Here is a 15,663-nt window from a genome sequence, read left to right as displayed (position 1 = left end):
GAGCAGTTATGGATCCGCGCAGTGAAGTACTGCTTCGTCAGGCCGAGTTATTCCAGGGTTCGCTGCTATTGGCCGGGTTGCCCGCCGATGATTTGCTCGGGCGCCTGCCCAATGCGTTCGGCTGGTGCTGGCACGCTGGCGACCAAGCGGCACTGGACGCGCGCTTCGAGGGCCGCAGCCAGTTCGGCGTGAATGTGCCGGAGCGCGGCTTCGACAGCGCCGTGGTGTTCCTGCCCAAGTCCAAGGACCTGACCGATTACATTCTCAACGCGGTGGCTTCGCGTCTGGCCGGGCGCGAGGTGTTTCTGGTCGGAGAAAAACGCAGTGGCATCGAAGGCGCGTCCAAGCAGCTCAACCCGTTCGGCAAGCCGCGCAAACTCGACAGCGCCCGCCACTGTCAGCTCTGGCAGGTCACTGTGGCCACCGCGCCTGAAACCCAATCGCTGGAAAGCCTCGCACAGACTTATGAACTGCCACTGGCTGAAGGCCCGTTGAAAGTCATCAGCCTGCCGGGCGTGTTCAGCCACGGTCGACTGGACCGCGGCAGTGCTCTGCTGCTGGAGCATCTGGACAAGCTGCCGAGCGGCCATCTGCTCGATTTCGGTTGCGGCGCCGGCGTGCTGGGAGCTGCGGTCAAACGTCGCTATCCGCACAATCAGGTGACCTTGCTGGACGTCGATGCCTTCGCCGCCGCCAGCAGCCGCCTCACCCTGGCCGCCAACGGCCTTGAAGCGGAAGTGCTGACCGGTGATGGCATCGACGCCGCGCCGATGGGTTTGAGCGCGATTCTGAGCAATCCGCCGTTCCATGTCGGCGTGCACACCGATTATTTCGCCACAGAGAACCTGCTGCGAAAAGCGGCGAAACATCTGAAAAACGGCGGCGAACTTCGTCTCGTGGCCAACAGCTTCCTCAAGTATCAACCGCTGATCGAGGAGCACTTGGGAGTCTGTGCAATCAAGGCCGAGGGCAATGGTTTCCGCATCTACCGAGCCAAGCGCGGCTGAAAATTTGTTCTTGCTCTATCGGTTTTGCGAAGGCAGAATCCGCTCCGTCCTAGGGGAGTAGTCTCCCACGAGCGCCATGCTCGTCCGGCATACGTCAACATACTTGATCCTCAGATCATGGCGTATGCGACCCCAGCGTCCGCAGCAGACGGATCGCAGGGTTTGACAAGACCTATGACACGCACACCTTACCCGGGGCGGGAAGGCTGTACGTGTCATAGCCGTGTCGACCCGCCCCTTAGGAAATCCCTGATGCTGGACTCGTTACTCGTTCCCACCGCTATCGTTGCCTTGGCCGAAATCGGCGACAAGACGCAACTGCTCGCGCTGATTCTTGCCGCTCGCTTTCGCAAACCCTGGCCGATCATTGCCGGTATTGTCGCTGCGACCCTGGCCAACCACGCAGCAGCCGGTGCGGTGGGCGCCTGGTTCGGCAGTTTCTTCTCCGACTCGGTCCTGCACTGGATCCTCGCCGCGAGCTTCGCCGCCACAGCGCTGTGGACCCTGGTCCCGGACAAAATGGATGACGATGAAGCCAGCACAGCGCGCAAGTTCGGGCCATTCCTGACCACGCTGATTGCGTTCTTCCTCGCCGAAATAGGTGACAAGACCCAGATCGCCACAGTGATGCTGGCCGCGCAATATCCGGAGTTGTGGCTGGTGATTATCGGCACCACCGTGGGCATGTTGATTGCCAACGTGCCGGTGGTACTGGCGGGTAACTTTGCCGCGGACAAACTGCCACTGACCCTGATCCGCCGACTGGCGGCTTCGGCGTTCATGATTCTGGCGATTGTTGCGGTTTATAAAGCGATGCAGAGCAGTGGATGGGTTTGAAGCCGCTGCAAGCTTCTAGCTTCTAGCTTCTAGCTGCAAGCTTCAAGCTGCAAGCCAAGCGAATCTGCTTTGACTTGCAGCTTGTCACTTGAAGCTTGCAGCTGCTTTATTCAGGATTTCGGCGCTTTTTCGTACAACGGCATTACCTTCGGAATCGCCGCCTGCAACGCGGCGATCCGGCTGCTCGATGCCGGGTGAGTGCTCATGAATTCCGGTGGCGCGCCTTCGGAAGCCTTGCTCATCTTGTCCCAGAGCGTGAGCGCCGCATTCGGGTTGTAGCCGGCACGGGCAGCCAGTTCCAGGCCGATCAGGTCAGCTTCGTTTTCGTTGGCGCGGCTGTTGGGCAAGGTCATGCCGTAGTTGGCCACGGTGTCGGCCAGCGCCAGGCTGTCCTGACCCAGGCCGAACAAGGCGCCGGCGCCCTGCTTGGCCATCTCCATGCCATAAGCCTTGGACATCGCCTCACGACCGTGCTCGCGCAGGGCGTGGGCGATTTCATGGCCCATGACCGCAGCGATTTCATCGTCGGTGAGTTTCAGGCTGTCGATCAGCCCGGTGTAGAAAATGATCTTGCCGCCGGGGCCGCAGTTGGCGTTGAGCTCATCGCTCTTGATCAGATTGACTTCCCATTGCCACTGCGCCGCATCCGGGCGGAAGGTTGGCGCCTGGGCGATCAAACGGTTGGCAATCGCCTGCACGCGCTTGGCTTGCGGACTGGTCTTGTCCAGCACGCCCTTGCTCGACGCCTCGCCGACGGTCTTCTGATACGACTGCGCGTACATCTGGTCGACCTCTTGCGAGGACAGCATGCTGAACATGTACTGCTTGCGCTCCACACCCACGGCCCCGCCGCTGGTGGTGTTGACCGACTGACAACCGGCCAGCAACAGCGCTGCGCTCAGTGCACTTGTAACCAATGTCTTGTTCATTCAAAAGCTCCCTGAAAACCTGAGGCGTATCCTAGGCGGCTAATTGTATCGGCGCCAGATACAACGGACGTGTTGCGCGTACATTCAGCTAAGGCCGCAAGTCTTGACGGAAATTCCTCGGGCACATTGATTCCGCCGTGCAGCAAGCCATTTGCGACATCCAGCGGCCATTCCGACCAACGCCGCTCATGGCGCTGCCGGGGCCGCCGATAAATCCCTCGCAGATTGTCCTCTTGCGTGCGGAGCTCCCATGAAGTTCAAGTCGATCCAGTTTTCCGTCGCCGCCCTGGCCGGCGCCATTGTTCTCAGCGTGGTCGCGGCACTGGTGCTGTACGCGCTGTTCTCCGGCGCCCGCACTCAAGAAATGGTGCAACAGCGCACCCAGGCGCAGTTCGAGCAAGTCATCGAACAGCGCCTGACCTCGCTGGCGCAAACGCAAGTCAGCCAGATCCAGCGCGAGCTCGAGGCGCCGTTGCTGATTGCCGGCGGTCTGGTGCGGGTCAACGCCCTGCTCGGTACGCTGGACGCCGATGGCCAGCCGCGCCTGAACGTCAGCCGCGAACAGTTGATCAGCCTGATCAAGGAAAACGTCGAAAAGAATCCGAAAATTCTCGGCACCTACATCGGCTGGGAAAAAAACGCACTGGATCACAATGACGCGGCCTACGTCGGCAGCTCTGTAGTCGGCATCGATCCTGCCAACGGTCGCTTCCTGCCGTGGTGGTTCCGCAATACCGATGGCAGCCTGGGCGTGGACAAACTGGCCGACGTCGACGATCAGAAAACCCTGTCCACCGGTGTCCGCGCCAGCGAGTACTACCTGTGCTCGAAAGAAACGAAAAAACCCTGCGTGATCGACCCGGCGCCTTACAAGGTCGGTGACAAGATCGTCATGCTCGCCTCCTTTATTGAACCGATCATGGTCAACGGCGCGTTCCAGGGCATCGTCGGCGCCGACCTGTCGGTCAACTTCATTCAGGACATGCTCCTCGCTGCCAACCAGAAGCTTTATAGCGGCGCCGGTGAAATGGCCCTGGTCGGCGGCAACGGGCGAATCGTTGCCTACACCAAGGACTCGAGCAAATTCGGTGAAAAAGTCAGCGACATCCTCGACGCCGAACAGGCCAGCAAACTGACCAATCTCAAGCGCGATGAAGTGACCTATACCGTCAACCAGGCCAAGGGCCGCATCGAGTTGTACCTGCCATTCGGCATCGGCCAGACCGATGCGCGCTGGACGCTGATGCTGCAACTGCCGCTCAACGCGGTGATGGCCGATCTGCAAAACCTGCAGGCCGACCTCGATGCCCAGCGCAAATCCGACACCTTCGGCATGGCCATGGTCGGTCTGATCATCGCTGGCATCGGCCTGCTGGTGATCTGGCTGGTGGGTCACGGCATTGCCCGGCCACTCAAGCAAATGGTCGCCATGCTCGATGACATCGCCAAGGGCGAAGGCGATCTGACCCGTCGTTTGAGCAGTGATCGCAGCGACGAACTGGGCTCGATTGCCAAGGGTTTCAATACCTTCCTCGCCAAGTTGCAGGCGATGATCACGCAAGTGGTGACATCGGTGCAGAGCGTCAGCGATTCTTCGGAACACACCGCCGACATCGCCATCCGCACCAACATCGGTGTGCAGAAACAAATGGCCGAGATCGATCAAGTGGCGACAGCGGTGCAGGAAATGACCGCCACTGCCCAGGATGTGGCGCGCAACGCCACGCAAGCGGCACAAGCGGCAAGCCACGCCGATCAGGCCGCCAGCCAGGGCATGCAGATCGTGCGCGATACCTCGAATTCGATTGGCGTGCTGGCCGTGGAAATCGGCAAAGCGGTCGACGTGGTGCAGACGCTGGCCAAGGACAGCGAAAATATCAATGCGATTCTCACGGCCATTCGCGGCATCGCCGAGCAGACCAATCTGCTGGCCCTGAACGCGGCGATCGAAGCCGCCCGCGCCGGTGAGCAGGGTCGCGGTTTTGCCGTGGTCGCCGACGAAGTGCGCAATCTGGCGCAGAAAACCCAGAAGGCCACTGAAGAAATTCAGGCGATGATCCAGCAGTTGCAACAAGGCACTCGCGATGTAGTGCGGGTCATGGAAGACAGCCAGAACCGCACCGATGAAAGCGTGCAACACGCGGCGAAAGCGGCCGAGGCGCTGGAGACGATTACCCAGGCCGTGTCGGTGATCAACGACATGAACACGCAGATTGCCAGTGCGGCCGAGGAGCAGAGCGCGGTGGCCGATGACATCAACCGCAATGTGATCAATATCGGTCAGGTGGCCAATGAAGTGGCGGGCGGTGCGGATGAGTCCAGTTCTGCGAGTGCGAGCCTGACCAAACTGGCGGAACAGCAGCGGCGGTTGATCAATCAGTTCAAGGTCTAGGGACAAGATCAAAAGATCGCAGCCTTCGGCGGCTCCTACATCGGGATGTGCGTTTTCCTGTAGGAGCTGCCGAAGACTGCGATCTTTTCGCTTTTCACATCAAGCCGGGGTCAGGCATTCCGGCCCATTCAATTTCGGATCATTCACCAGATTTGCCAACACCCGCTCGCGCAGCGCCGTCGGCTCGCTGGCGAGCAAACCCTGCAACACATGCAGCGGCGTTTCGGGATCAAGCCAGGCCGCCTGCCCCGCCTCATCAAGAATCAACGGTCTGCGCTGACTGGCCGCCGGTTGCGTGATCACCGCCGTACTCAACCAGACTTGCTCCTGCACCGGATACGCTTCCCAGATCGCCGCGAAAAACAGCGAAGAGCCCTCCCCCGGTGTCAACCAGTAAGGCCGCTTGCGCTGGGTGCCGCGCCATTCGTAGAACCCGTTGGCCGGCAGCAGGCAGCGACGCACGCGCAAGGCCTCACGAAACATCGGCTGCTCCGCTACGGTTTCGGCGCGGGCATGCGCCGGAGTGCGCGACATATCGGTCAGCCACGGCGGCGTCAGGCCCCAGCGTGCGCGGGCCAGGGTGTGCTGGCCGTCTTCGTCGGCACGCAGCATCAACACCGAATCATTGGGGGAAATGTTCCACTGCGCCTGCTGATCGGCGGGAAAACCTGGCAGGGCCGCGAACTCGCGGTTCCAGCGAAACAGGGCATAACGTCCACACATGGGGCAACACGACTCTGAATAAAACCAACGTCAGCCTAACAGACCAGCGTCCCGGGGAAACTTTCCGGTTCGTCGCCGGGCAGCGGCAGCGCGGCATTGTACGCGGTGATCAGCTCGCGGGCGTATTCGGCCTGATCGTTATCGACCGACAGCCCGAGCAGGCCGAATATCGGCAATTCGCCGGTGCCGCCCACCAGGTCGCGTCCGATCAGGTGCGCCTCGATACCTTCATTGGCGAGCATGCCCTTGAGCATCTCGCCTTCCATCAGGTTTGCCGGTTCATAGATGCGCTGCATACGCGGCCCTCACTCGTTTTCGCTGAAGACTTCCAGATGCCATTCGTCTCCATGCACCTGCAGGACAAAGGTAATCGGTCGACAGCACACCTGGCAGTCTTCGATATAGGTTTGATCACCGCCGGACAAATCCAGCGTGGTCTCGACTTCCTCACCGCAATACGGACATTCATACCGTGCATTTTCCAGCATCGCGGTCTCCCAGGTGACTTGTGCGTATAATCGCCGGTCTATTTGCAGGGCTATTTTTGTCTGACTACTTTTCAGACCGTGCCCCGCGGGTTTTCGATCAAACCCTTTACTTACCCTAGCCGTTTCCAACAAGAGAGCATGATGGGCGAATTCGATGCCATCCGACCTTACGACGACAGCGAAGTACCTGCGGTACTGGCAAGGCTGCTCGGCGACAAGGCGTTTCTAGATATCCTCACCCACTTCCGCTTCCCGCGTTTTGCCGGTGCCTTCGGCTGGATGCTCAAACCTCTTCTGGCCCATCGGCTGCGTCGCGAGTTTGCCGACGTGACCTCGGTGGCTACCTTACAGGACAAGGTCGAGTTTTACGTCGACCACACCATCGAGCGCGCCACCGACGGCGTGACGTACACCGGTGTCGAGCAATTCAAATCCGGCAGCGCCTACCTGTTCATCGCCAACCACCGCGATATCGTCATGGATCCGGCCTTCGTCAACTACGCGGTGTACCACGCCGGCCTGCCGACGCCGCGTATCGCCATCGGCGACAACCTGCTGCAGAAGCCGTTTGTCAGCGACCTGATGCGCCTGAACAAGAGCTTCATCGTCCACCGTTCGATCACCGGCCGACGCGAGAAAATGGCCGCGTATCAGCTGTTGTCAGCGTACATCAACCACTCGATCCGCAACGACTGCGCGTCGATCTGGATCGCTCAGGCCGAAGGCCGGGCGAAGGATGGCGACGACCGTACCGAGTCGGCGATCCTGAAGATGTTCCACATGAGCCGCAAGGACGAGCCGTTTGGTGAGGTGATCCGCTCGCTGAACGTCAGCCCGGTGTCGATCAGCTACGAATACGATCCGTGCGATCAGGCCAAGGCCCGCGAGTTGTATATCCGCGCCACCACCGGCACCTACACCAAAGCGCCGGGCGAGGATGACGTGAGCATCGCCAAGGGCATCACCGGCTACAAGGGCCGCGTGCACGTGAACTTTGCCGCGCCGATCACCGAGTTGTTCGAAGACACCAAGCAATTGGCGATCGAAATGGACAAGCAGATCCTCGGCGGCTATCGGCTGTTCCCGGTACATTACCTGGCGTACGCGCAGTGGGCCGATGCCGATCCGCAACTGAACGTGCCAACTGCGGCCGAAGTGTTCCCGGCCGACGAACTGGCCAAGGCGCAGGACGAGTGGCAGAGCCGACTGGATGCCTGCCCTGCCGAGCATCGTCCGTACCTGGTGCTGCAATACGCGACGCCGGTGCGCAATCAGTATCGAGTCAAGGCTGGGTTGCCGTTGTAATTTTTCAGAGCAAGATCAAAAGATCGCAGCCTTCGGCAGCTCCTGCATGGGAATGATGTACATCCTGTAGGAGCTGCCGAAGGCTGCGATCTTCTGCTTTTAGAAGCGGGTGCTGATCCAGGACACCAGCAGGGCCAGGCCGAGGCAGGCAAAACCAAAACGATAGAAAAACCGGTTCATGCGCAACGTTGCCCAGTCGAGCATCGGCTCGACATCCGGCTGCGCTTGGCGCTGGGCTGCCAGACTGGCCTGCGCACGCTGCTCACGACGGCGGGTTGCGTGCAACAGCCAACTGCCCGGGAAGGCCAGAAACAAGGCCAACAGGTTGATCAATTTGGCGGGATGGGCGGTAAACAGCGTCATCAAGTGCAGCGACATCACAGACCTCGAACTAAACCGGTGTGGCAGACGCCAGACCGACGACTGCGGCGCGGATTCTACCGAAACCGCCCCACCCTGCCCCGGTCTTTGCGATAAATAACCTGGCAATCGACCGATGGCTGTCCTGTGTCATGGCATCGTCATGTGGATGCTTCACCCTGCGCGCCTCGAAACCCGAATGGATTGCCAAATGCTGCACGCGGAAAACCAGGATCGCCTGTACCTCATCACCCCTTACGACGATCAGCAAAGTCTGGTCGGCAGTCTCGCCTTCAATGTGCAGGATCGACACTGGCTGGTGTATTGCGCGCTGGGTGGGCATCAGCATGCGGATTTGCCCGAGACCGATTTGCTGACGGGCGTAAGCGTTCTCGACTTCTACTCCCAGGCTGCCTGAACAACACCGCCGTCCTGTAGGAGCTGCCGCAGGCTGCGATCTTTTGACTTTGATTTTCAAAAACAAGATCAAAAGATCGCAGCCTTCGGCAGCTCCTACGGAGACGGGTTTAGGTGTATGAATTCGATAGACATGAAAAAGCCCGGAGCCATCACTGGCCCCGGGCTTTTTCACATCCGCTGAAAGGCTTACTCGGCGAGTACCTGCCCCACCGTCGGATCCTTGAACAGACGCGTCAGCGCATCACTCAACACATCGCTGACCAGTTTGGTGTTGGTTTCCTGGTTCGGCGCCATGCCAAAGCGCTGGTCCAGCGAAGCGCCATAACGGCCGCTGTAACGGCGGTTGGCGTTCTGCACGTCAGAGCGGAAGGTCGCGCCGATGGTCGCTTCAGTCACGTACATGCCTTCTTTCGGCGACTGGTATTTCAGCTCGGCCAAAGTCACGGTCAACTGCGGCGCGTTGGGTGCGCTGGTGGTCGGGGTGAAGCCGAGCAGACGCACGGCGGCTTCGGCCTGGGCCTGCAGCTTGGGCAGAATCTGCTCGCGCTGCACGGTGATGGCGCTGGTTTCCGGGTACAGACCGCCGCGGGTACCGAGGGTTGGCGACGGACGGCCATCGACGACACGCACCACTACAGGCTGCCCACGACCGACCGCTGGCAGTTGCGTGGTCAGCTTCGGCTCCGGATTCAGTTGTTGCGGGCTGTGGGCGCAGCCGGCCAGGGTCAAACCGGCGACAGTGATCAAACCGAACAACAGGCGTTGCAACATGCTCTTCTCTCCAGAATCAGGCACAAACAGGCCGGCAGTATAGCGGTGGGCCACTGCGCGTAACCAGCGCCGCACAGTGAATACTCAAATGTCTGACAAACCCCGCCCAAAGCGGTTCCTGTCACACATTCTTCACCGTCCATACACCGCGACGTCACGGCTCGCAGGCAAGCTTCAAAGCAGTCCTCCTTCAAGGAACTCTGCCATGCGTTATCTGATCTCGCTGTTCGCCCCGCGCCCGCTGCATCGCAGTTTTGCTTTGCTCGACCGCAACGGCCACTGCCAGGCTTTCAAGCAGTGCAGCCTGCAGCCGATGGGTGACGGTTGGGTGGAAATCGACGAAATCCGCCTGACCTGGTTGCACCAGCCATTGCCTGCCAGCGCCCGCGTCATTGCGCCGCAGGCGCATCCACGGGCACAGGCGCTGTTGAGCATCTGACCGGATGCCTAATAAAAGTCATTAAACACGAGCAACTGCGCGCATTTCTTCGCTACAATCTCCCCCCGATTATAAGGACGTCTCCTGATCGGGCCCCGCAACAGCGTCAATGCGCATGCATCGACATCAAAATCGCCCACAGAGAGCCGCCCACACAGATCGAGTGAAGTTGGCGCGCTTGCCTGTTCTTCCGGCAAAACTCCGCTTTTCGCGAATCTGCAGAGCTGTCATCCGCTCGGCCACCGCGTTGTTTTGCCCCCGCGGGCAGGTGCCAGGCCAAGGCAGCCCTTTTTGAGGTTCACGTCTTCAAAAGAGCGTGAAAAAAACGGGTTTTCACAACTTCACAAGAGTGTGGCGAGCAAATGAATAGTTTTGCGTCTGAACATGCACCATTAGCGTCTGATACAGCCCAACGACACGGGACCGGGTATACCTCGAATACCGGAGCCTGAAGCCTGTCCGCTACGGATTTGGTTGCACGAAAACGGATGTCTCGACCATAAGTCGAATTGCCAGCCCTGCGCGAAAATGCGTTCATTGAACGCTTGAAACCAGGCCGCATGCATCCGTCGAAGTTGCGAAAAATTGCGAAGATCCGGACATGGCCAACCTGACCACGGATAGCCCGGGCCCACTGACCTGCCCTGGAACGCCTGGCAGCCATGCCGACAATTTGGTGCTGCAGATTTGGGAGACGCGTTAAATGGCGCATAACGAAGCAGTCGACGTAGTTCTGGTAGGGGCCGGCATCATGAGTGCCACCCTGGCCGTGCTGCTCAAAGAGCTCGACCCCGCGATCAAGCTGGAAGTCGTCGAGCTGATGGATTCCGGTGCTGCGGAGAGTTCCAATCCATGGAACAACGCCGGTACCGGTCACGCCGGGCTGTGTGAGCTGAACTACACGCCGCAGGCCGCCGACGGCAGCGTCGACATCAAGAAAGCCGTGCACATCAACACCCAGTTCGAGGTGTCGAAGCAGTTCTGGTCGTACCTGACCAAAAAAGGCACGTTCGGCTCGTGCAAATCCTTCATCAGCCCGGTGCCGCACCTGAGTTTCGTTCAGGGCGAGAGTGGTGTGTCGTTCCTCAAGGAACGCTTCAACGTGTTGAGCAGGCACCACGCGTTCGCCGACATGGAATACACCGAAGACAAAGGCAAGATGGCCGAGTGGATGCCGCTGATGATGCCGGGCCGCTCGCCCGACGAAGTCCTCGCCGCGACCCGCGTGATGAACGGCACCGACGTCAACTTCGGCGCCCTGACCAACCAGTTGCTCAAGCACTTGAGCAGCGCTCCGGACACTCAGGTCAAATACTGCAAGCGCGTCACCGGCCTCAAGCGTAACGGCGCCGGCTGGACCGTCAGCATCAAGGACGTCAACAACGGCAACACTCGCGAAGTCGACGCCAAATTCGTCTTCCTCGGTGCCGGTGGCGCGGCGCTGCCATTGCTGCAGGCTTCGGGGATTGAAGAAAGCAAAGGCTTCGGCGGCTTCCCGATCAGTGGCCAGTGGCTGCGATGCGATAACCCGGAAGTGGTCAAGCAGCACCAGGCCAAGGTCTACAGCCAGGCGGCCGTGGGTTCGCCACCGATGTCGGTGCCGCACCTCGACACCCGCGTCGTCGACGGCAAGAAATCCCTGCTGTTCGGGCCATACGCCGGTTTCACCACCAAGTTCCTCAAGCACGGCTCTTTCATGGATCTGCCAATGTCGGTGCGCGCCAGCAACATCGGGCCGATGCTGGCGGTGGCGAAAAACAACATGGACCTGACCAAGTACCTGGTCAGTGAAGTGATGCAATCGATGGAACAGCGTCTGGAGTCCCTGCGCCGTTTCTACCCGCAGGCGAAAGCCGAAGACTGGCGCCTGGAAGTGGCCGGCCAACGGGTGCAGATCATCAAGAAAGATCCGAAGAAGGGTGGCGTTCTGCAGTTCGGTACCGAACTGGTTGCAGCGAAGGACGGCTCCCTCGCCGCTCTGCTCGGCGCTTCGCCAGGTGCGTCGGTGACGGTGTCGATCATGCTGGAACTGATCGAGAAGTGCTTCCCGGCCAAGGCGTCCGGCGAGTGGGCAGCCAAACTGGCGGAAATCTTCCCGGCCCGTGAAAAGGTTCTGGAAACCGATGCGGCGCTGTATCGCAAGATCAACGCGCAGAACAACATTGCTCTGGAACTGGTTGAAGAAAGCAGCGAGACGCCAAGCTTTGCTTGATCTCCTTGCATAAAAAACGCCCCATTCGGGGCGTTTTTTTTGCCTGCCAGAATCAAAAGATCGCAGCCTTCGGCAGCTCCTAAAGGGTATACATCAATCCCGTGTAGGAGCTGCCGAAGGCTGCGATCTTTTGATCTTGTCTTTTGACCTTAACCGCGCGCCTTCTCGATCAACTCGATGTACTCGGCGGCATTACGCTGATCCTTGATCTGGTCAACGAAGGTCTGGCCCTGCTCGTCCTTGCCATCAAGGTCATAACCAGCAGCGACGAAGAAGCCCAGAAAGCGCTCGAAATCATCAATGCGCAAGCCGCGATAAGCCTTGATCAGTTTGTGCAGCGACGGCGAAGTGGCGTCGACCGGTTCAAAATCGAGGAACAGCTTGATCTGCTCATCGCCGATCTCGTCACCAATCACTTGTTTCTTATCTTTACGCATTGCCGACTCCAGCTCGCAGACATGACACGGGGCGGGCAGTTTACCCCTGCCCGGTCGCCCGGCTCAACGCGGACGAATCACCCCGGTATGCAAATCCGCCCAGATGTGGCCGTTGGCGTAACTGAGGAACTGCACATACACCGTGTCATTGCGCAGCAGATCCATCACCACCCGGTATTGCGCCAGCGGGTAAAACAGCGTCAGGGTTTTGCTTTTGTCATCGTAGACCGGCTTCTTCAGGCTCTTGCTTTCGCCATCGAAACTGACCAGTACCTGCGCGATGGTCGCACCTTTGTTCAGCGACTTGCCCTTGAGGCGGATCAGCAAGGACGAGGTGACTGGAATCGGCTGCTGATTGGATTGGCGTTGCGCACCGACCACCACCGAATACTCGCTGACCTGCATCAGTTGCTGCTGCTCGGGCTCGGCGTCGCGCAGGGTCAGATCGTCGGGCGGCAGGAATTGGCTGTGCATCGGCGCGGCGGATAGCGGCAGGCTGAAGCTCAGCAACAGGGCGGCGAGGCGGCGGATCAAAAGGCGCATGACAGGCTCCGGAGGGCGGGGCCGAGCACTCTAGCATGGGATTAAAAGCAAAAGACCGCAGCGTTCCGCAGCTCCTACAGGGTGTACATCAATCCCATGTAGGAGCTGCCGAAGGCTGCGATCTTTTGATCTTGCTTACATGCCTTTAACGGCGTAAATCCCGTTGGCGTTGCGCCAGTAGCCTTTGTAGTCCATGCCGTAACCGAAGATGTAGCGGTCGATGCACGGCAGGCCAACGAAATCGGCTTTCAGGTCAGGGCGGGCCTTGCGGTCGTGATCCTTGTCGATCAGCACGGCGGTGTGCACTTTGCGCGCGCCGGCGTGTTTGCAGAAGTCGATGATCGCGCCCAGGGTGTGACCTTCGTCGAGGATGTCGTCGATGATCAGCACGTCGCGGTCGATGAACGAGACTTCCGGCTTGGCCTTCCAGAACAGGTCGCCGCCGCTGGTTTCGTTGCGATAACGGGTGGCGTGCAGGTAAGACGCTTCCAGCGGGAATTGCAGGTGAGTCAGCAGTTTGCCGGAGAAGATCAGGCCGCCGTTCATCACGCAGAACACCACCGGATTGCTGTCAGCCAGTTGTTCGTTGATTTGTGCACCGACGCGAGCGATGGCCGCCTCGACTTCAGACTCGGTGTACAGGCAGTCAGCCTCTCGCATGATTTGACGGATATGCTCGAGATCAGCGGACATGGCGCTCTCCAGGGGTTGGCGGAATTGGAAAAGCGGGCAAAGGTACGCATCCCGCCCGGTCGAATCAAGCTCTTATGGACTAACGTACAGAATGTCCTATAGGACATCACCCTCGGATAGATTAATCTAGGCCGGTTTTTTTGCCCGCCGCCGGAGCCTTTCCCATGCCCATCCTCGAGATCCGCCATCCGCTGATCCGTCATAAACTCGGCCTGATGCGCCGCGCTGACATCAGCACCAAGAATTTCCGCGAGCTCGCTCAGGAAGTCGGCGCCCTGTTGACCTATGAAGCCACCAAAGATTTGCCGCTCGAATCCTACGACATTGCCGGCTGGTGCGGCACCGTGTCGGTGGAGAAGATCGCCGGCAAGAAAATCACCGTCGTGCCGATCCTGCGTGCCGGTATCGGCATGCTTGAAGGCGTCCTGAGCCTGATCCCGGGGGCCAAGGTGTCCGCGGTGGGCGTTGCCCGCAACGAAGAAACCCTGCAAGCGCACACCTATCTGGAGAAACTGGTTCCGGAAATCGACGAACGCCTGGCCATGATCATCGACCCGATGCTCGCCACCGGCAGTTCGATGGTGGCGACCATCGAACTGCTGAAAAAGGCCGGTTGCCGCGACATCCGCGCCATGGTGCTGGTCGCCGCGCCGGAAGGCATCGCTGCCGTAGAACAGGCGCACCCGGACGTGACCATCTACACCGCGTCCATCGATGAACGCCTGAACGAGCACGGTTACATCATTCCTGGGCTTGGCGACGCCGGTGACAAGATCTTCGGCACCAAGCAGAAGGACGCGTAACCATGCAGCAAGAGTTCAACGATCCGCTCTGGCGCACGGTACTGTCCGGCGCGCAGATGCTGTTCGTGGCGTTCGGCGCGCTGGTGCTGATGCCACTGATCACGGGCCTGGACCCGAACGTGGCACTGTTTACCGCGGGTCTGGGGACGATTCTGTTCCAGATCGTCACCGGGCGGCAGGTGCCGGTGTTCCTGGCGTCGAGCTTCGCTTTCATCACCCCGATCATTCTCGCCAAGGGCCAGTTCGGCCTCGCCGCGACCATGGGTGGAGTGATGGCGGCCGGTTTCGTCTACACCTTTCTGGGCCTTGCCGTGAAGATCAAAGGCACCGGGTTCATTGACCGGCTGCTACCACCGGTGGTGATCGGTCCGGTGATCATTTCCATCGGCCTGGCCATGGCGCCGATTGCCGCGAACATGGCAATGGGCAAGGCTGGCGACGGCACTGAACTCATTCACTACCAGACCGCGATGATGATTTCCATGCCGGCGCTGCTGACCACGCTGATCGTGGCGGTGTTCGGCAAGGGCATTTTCCGTCTGGTGCCGATCATTTCCGGCGTGCTGGTCGGCTTCGCCATGTCGTTCTATTTCGGCGTGGTCGACACGGCGAAAATTGCTGCGGCGCCATGGCTCGCCCTGCCGCACTTCACCGCGCCGGAGTTCAACTGGCAGGCGATTCTGTTCATTGTGCCGGTGGCGCTGGCTCCGGCCATCGAGCACATCGGCGGTGTGATTGCGGTCGGCAGCGTGACGGGTCGCGACTACCTGAAGAAGCCCGGTTTGCATCGCACCCTGTTCGGCGACGGCATCGCGACGACCGCCGCCGGCCTGTTCGGTGGCCCGCCCAACACCACTTACGCCGAAGTGACTGGTGCAGTGATGCTGACCAAAAACTACAACCCGAAAATCATGACCTGGGCGGCCATCTTCGCTATCACCCTGGCGTTCATCGGCAAGTTCGGCGCGCTGCTGCAGAGCATTCCGGTACCGGTGATGGGCGGGATTCTGTGCCTGTTGTTCGGCTCGATTGCCGCGGTGGGCATGAACACCCTGATCCGCCACAAGATCGACCTGGGCGAAGCACGCAATCTGGTGATCGTCTCGGTGACGCTGGTGTTCGGCATTGGCGGCGTGCTGGTCGGCACCGGCACCGGCCCGGATGACTTCGGTCTCAAAGGCATCGCACTGTGCGCGGTGGTGGCGATTGCGCTGAACCTGCTCCTGCCGGGCAATGATGGCTGGAAGAACAAAAAGGCGGATGAGCCGCTGATCTAAAGATCGGCTCACACCTGTGGCGAGGGA

The 15,663-nt window shown here is 59.9% G+C and carries 18 protein-coding genes and 1 riboswitch; of the genes, 9 read left to right on the top strand and 9 right to left on the bottom strand.

Annotation, left to right across the window (positions count from 1 at the left end):
• The first annotated feature begins 8 nt into the window (after positions 1-8).
• Both VNV36_RS14000 and VNV36_RS13995 read left to right on the top strand, forming a co-directional pair.
• Positions 9-1,007 carry a methyltransferase gene (locus tag VNV36_RS14000; RefSeq protein ID WP_325718292.1) on the top strand — a complete coding sequence of 333 codons (999 nt, stop codon included), beginning with the start codon at positions 9-11 and terminating at the stop codon, positions 1,005-1,007.
• Between the two features lie 39 nt (positions 1,008-1,046).
• A riboswitch (yybP-ykoY riboswitch) is annotated at positions 1,047-1,171 on the top strand.
• Positions 1,172-1,259: 88 nt separating this feature from the next.
• Positions 1,260-1,844, top strand: coding sequence for a TMEM165/GDT1 family protein (locus VNV36_RS13995; protein WP_325718291.1), 585 nt, complete (start codon positions 1,260-1,262; stop codon positions 1,842-1,844).
• Between the two features lie 110 nt (positions 1,845-1,954).
• On the opposite strand, the gene VNV36_RS13990 is transcribed toward VNV36_RS13995, so the two are convergent.
• Positions 1,955-2,773, bottom strand: a complete 819-nt coding sequence (locus tag VNV36_RS13990) for a M48 family metallopeptidase (protein ID WP_325718290.1) — start codon at positions 2,771-2,773, stop codon at positions 1,955-1,957.
• 250 nt (positions 2,774-3,023) lie between these two features.
• Between VNV36_RS13990 and VNV36_RS25920 the strand changes: the two genes are divergently transcribed.
• On the top strand, positions 3,024-5,165 hold the full coding sequence (locus VNV36_RS25920; protein WP_325718289.1) for a methyl-accepting chemotaxis protein: 2,142 nt from the start codon (positions 3,024-3,026) through the stop codon (positions 5,163-5,165).
• Positions 5,166-5,264: 99 nt separating this feature from the next.
• On the opposite strand, the gene VNV36_RS13980 is transcribed toward VNV36_RS25920, so the two are convergent.
• From VNV36_RS13980 to VNV36_RS13970, 3 genes are read right to left on the bottom strand one after another with little or no spacing between them, the layout of a single operon-like run.
• Positions 5,265-5,888 carry an SOS response-associated peptidase gene (locus VNV36_RS13980; protein ID WP_325718288.1) on the bottom strand — a complete coding sequence of 208 codons (624 nt, stop codon included), beginning with the start codon at positions 5,886-5,888 and terminating at the stop codon, positions 5,265-5,267.
• Between the two features lie 35 nt (positions 5,889-5,923).
• On the bottom strand, positions 5,924-6,184 hold the full coding sequence (locus VNV36_RS13975; protein ID WP_042609728.1) for a putative signal transducing protein: 261 nt from the start codon (positions 6,182-6,184) through the stop codon (positions 5,924-5,926).
• A gap of 9 nt (positions 6,185-6,193) precedes the next feature.
• Positions 6,194-6,376: a CPXCG motif-containing cysteine-rich protein gene (locus VNV36_RS13970; RefSeq protein ID WP_325718287.1), complete on the bottom strand. Its 183-nt coding sequence runs from the start codon at positions 6,374-6,376 to the stop codon at positions 6,194-6,196.
• 141 nt (positions 6,377-6,517) lie between these two features.
• Here VNV36_RS13970 and VNV36_RS13965 point away from each other — a divergent pair, with 141 nt between their 5' ends.
• Positions 6,518-7,681, top strand: a complete 1,164-nt coding sequence (locus VNV36_RS13965) for a 1-acyl-sn-glycerol-3-phosphate acyltransferase (protein ID WP_325718286.1) — start codon at positions 6,518-6,520, stop codon at positions 7,679-7,681.
• Positions 7,682-7,780: 99 nt separating this feature from the next.
• On the opposite strand, the gene VNV36_RS13960 is transcribed toward VNV36_RS13965, so the two are convergent.
• On the bottom strand, positions 7,781-8,059 hold the full coding sequence (locus tag VNV36_RS13960; protein WP_325718285.1) for a hypothetical protein: 279 nt from the start codon (positions 8,057-8,059) through the stop codon (positions 7,781-7,783).
• A 193-nt stretch (positions 8,060-8,252) separates the two neighbouring features.
• On the opposite strand from VNV36_RS13960, the gene VNV36_RS13955 reads away from it, so the two are divergent.
• A complete protein-coding gene (locus VNV36_RS13955) occupies positions 8,253-8,459 on the top strand; it encodes a hypothetical protein (protein ID WP_016770662.1) in 207 nt (68 codons plus the stop codon).
• 188 nt (positions 8,460-8,647) lie between these two features.
• Here VNV36_RS13955 and VNV36_RS13950 read toward each other — a convergent pair whose 3' ends face one another.
• On the bottom strand, positions 8,648-9,232 hold the full coding sequence (locus VNV36_RS13950; protein WP_042609724.1) for a YajG family lipoprotein: 585 nt from the start codon (positions 9,230-9,232) through the stop codon (positions 8,648-8,650).
• Positions 9,233-9,437: 205 nt separating this feature from the next.
• Here VNV36_RS13950 and VNV36_RS13945 point away from each other — a divergent pair, with 205 nt between their 5' ends.
• Positions 9,438-9,671, top strand: coding sequence for a hypothetical protein (locus VNV36_RS13945; protein WP_325718284.1), 234 nt, complete (start codon positions 9,438-9,440; stop codon positions 9,669-9,671).
• Positions 9,672-10,374: 703 nt separating this feature from the next.
• Positions 10,375-11,883 (top strand): malate dehydrogenase (quinone), encoded by a 1,509-nt coding sequence (gene mqo, locus VNV36_RS13940; protein WP_325718283.1) that lies wholly within the window; start codon positions 10,375-10,377, stop codon positions 11,881-11,883.
• A gap of 149 nt (positions 11,884-12,032) precedes the next feature.
• Here mqo and VNV36_RS13935 read toward each other — a convergent pair whose 3' ends face one another.
• The 3 genes from VNV36_RS13935 to VNV36_RS13925 form a co-directional block, all read right to left on the bottom strand.
• Positions 12,033-12,320: a PA4642 family protein gene (locus VNV36_RS13935; RefSeq protein ID WP_325718282.1), complete on the bottom strand. Its 288-nt coding sequence runs from the start codon at positions 12,318-12,320 to the stop codon at positions 12,033-12,035.
• A 63-nt stretch (positions 12,321-12,383) separates the two neighbouring features.
• Complete coding sequence (locus VNV36_RS13930; RefSeq protein WP_325718281.1) at positions 12,384-12,863, bottom strand: hypothetical protein; 480 nt, start codon at positions 12,861-12,863, stop codon at positions 12,384-12,386.
• Between the two features lie 135 nt (positions 12,864-12,998).
• A complete protein-coding gene (locus VNV36_RS13925; protein ID WP_016773231.1) occupies positions 12,999-13,556 on the bottom strand; it encodes a hypoxanthine-guanine phosphoribosyltransferase in 558 nt (185 codons plus the stop codon).
• A 164-nt stretch (positions 13,557-13,720) separates the two neighbouring features.
• On the opposite strand from VNV36_RS13925, the gene upp reads away from it, so the two are divergent.
• Together upp and VNV36_RS13915 are read left to right on the top strand one after the other, a co-directional pair.
• Positions 13,721-14,359 carry a uracil phosphoribosyltransferase gene (upp, locus tag VNV36_RS13920; protein WP_325718280.1) on the top strand — a complete coding sequence of 213 codons (639 nt, stop codon included), beginning with the start codon at positions 13,721-13,723 and terminating at the stop codon, positions 14,357-14,359.
• Between the two features lie 2 nt (positions 14,360-14,361).
• A complete protein-coding gene (locus VNV36_RS13915) occupies positions 14,362-15,636 on the top strand; it encodes a uracil-xanthine permease family protein (protein WP_325718279.1) in 1,275 nt (424 codons plus the stop codon).
• Positions 15,637-15,663 lie beyond the last annotated feature (27 nt).

It is taken from the genome of Pseudomonas sp. (genome assembly GCF_035554175.1).
Classification (GTDB): Bacteria; Pseudomonadota; Gammaproteobacteria; order Pseudomonadales; family Pseudomonadaceae; genus Aquipseudomonas.
The sequence above is the reverse complement of the archived record's forward strand: the minus strand, read 5'-3'. Positions and strand labels throughout refer to the sequence as shown.

What these genes read in the sequence shown, in the direction of transcription:
- VNV36_RS14000 (WP_325718292.1), top strand. Translation starts at nt 9, where the DNA reads ATGGATCCGCGCAGTGAAGTACTGCTTCGTCAGGCCGAGTTATTCCAG.
- VNV36_RS13995 (WP_325718291.1), top strand. Translation starts at nt 1,260, where the DNA reads ATGCTGGACTCGTTACTCGTTCCCACCGCTATCGTTGCCTTGGCCGAA.
- VNV36_RS13990 (WP_325718290.1), bottom strand. Translation starts at nt 2,773, where the DNA reads ATGAACAAGACATTGGTTACAAGTGCACTGAGCGCAGCGCTGTTGCTG.
- VNV36_RS25920 (WP_325718289.1), top strand. Translation starts at nt 3,024, where the DNA reads ATGAAGTTCAAGTCGATCCAGTTTTCCGTCGCCGCCCTGGCCGGCGCC.
- VNV36_RS13980 (WP_325718288.1), bottom strand. Translation starts at nt 5,888, where the DNA reads ATGTGTGGACGTTATGCCCTGTTTCGCTGGAACCGCGAGTTCGCGGCC.
- VNV36_RS13975 (WP_042609728.1), bottom strand. Translation starts at nt 6,184, where the DNA reads ATGCAGCGCATCTATGAACCGGCAAACCTGATGGAAGGCGAGATGCTC.
- VNV36_RS13970 (WP_325718287.1), bottom strand. Translation starts at nt 6,376, where the DNA reads ATGCTGGAAAATGCACGGTATGAATGTCCGTATTGCGGTGAGGAAGTC.
- VNV36_RS13965 (WP_325718286.1), top strand. Translation starts at nt 6,518, where the DNA reads ATGGGCGAATTCGATGCCATCCGACCTTACGACGACAGCGAAGTACCT.
- VNV36_RS13960 (WP_325718285.1), bottom strand. Translation starts at nt 8,059, where the DNA reads ATGTCGCTGCACTTGATGACGCTGTTTACCGCCCATCCCGCCAAATTG.
- VNV36_RS13955 (WP_016770662.1), top strand. Translation starts at nt 8,253, where the DNA reads ATGCTGCACGCGGAAAACCAGGATCGCCTGTACCTCATCACCCCTTAC.
- VNV36_RS13950 (WP_042609724.1), bottom strand. Translation starts at nt 9,232, where the DNA reads ATGTTGCAACGCCTGTTGTTCGGTTTGATCACTGTCGCCGGTTTGACC.
- VNV36_RS13945 (WP_325718284.1), top strand. Translation starts at nt 9,438, where the DNA reads ATGCGTTATCTGATCTCGCTGTTCGCCCCGCGCCCGCTGCATCGCAGT.
- mqo (WP_325718283.1), top strand. Translation starts at nt 10,375, where the DNA reads ATGGCGCATAACGAAGCAGTCGACGTAGTTCTGGTAGGGGCCGGCATC.
- VNV36_RS13935 (WP_325718282.1), bottom strand. Translation starts at nt 12,320, where the DNA reads ATGCGTAAAGATAAGAAACAAGTGATTGGTGACGAGATCGGCGATGAG.
- VNV36_RS13930 (WP_325718281.1), bottom strand. Translation starts at nt 12,863, where the DNA reads ATGCGCCTTTTGATCCGCCGCCTCGCCGCCCTGTTGCTGAGCTTCAGC.
- VNV36_RS13925 (WP_016773231.1), bottom strand. Translation starts at nt 13,556, where the DNA reads ATGTCCGCTGATCTCGAGCATATCCGTCAAATCATGCGAGAGGCTGAC.
- upp (WP_325718280.1), top strand. Translation starts at nt 13,721, where the DNA reads ATGCCCATCCTCGAGATCCGCCATCCGCTGATCCGTCATAAACTCGGC.
- VNV36_RS13915 (WP_325718279.1), top strand. Translation starts at nt 14,362, where the DNA reads ATGCAGCAAGAGTTCAACGATCCGCTCTGGCGCACGGTACTGTCCGGC.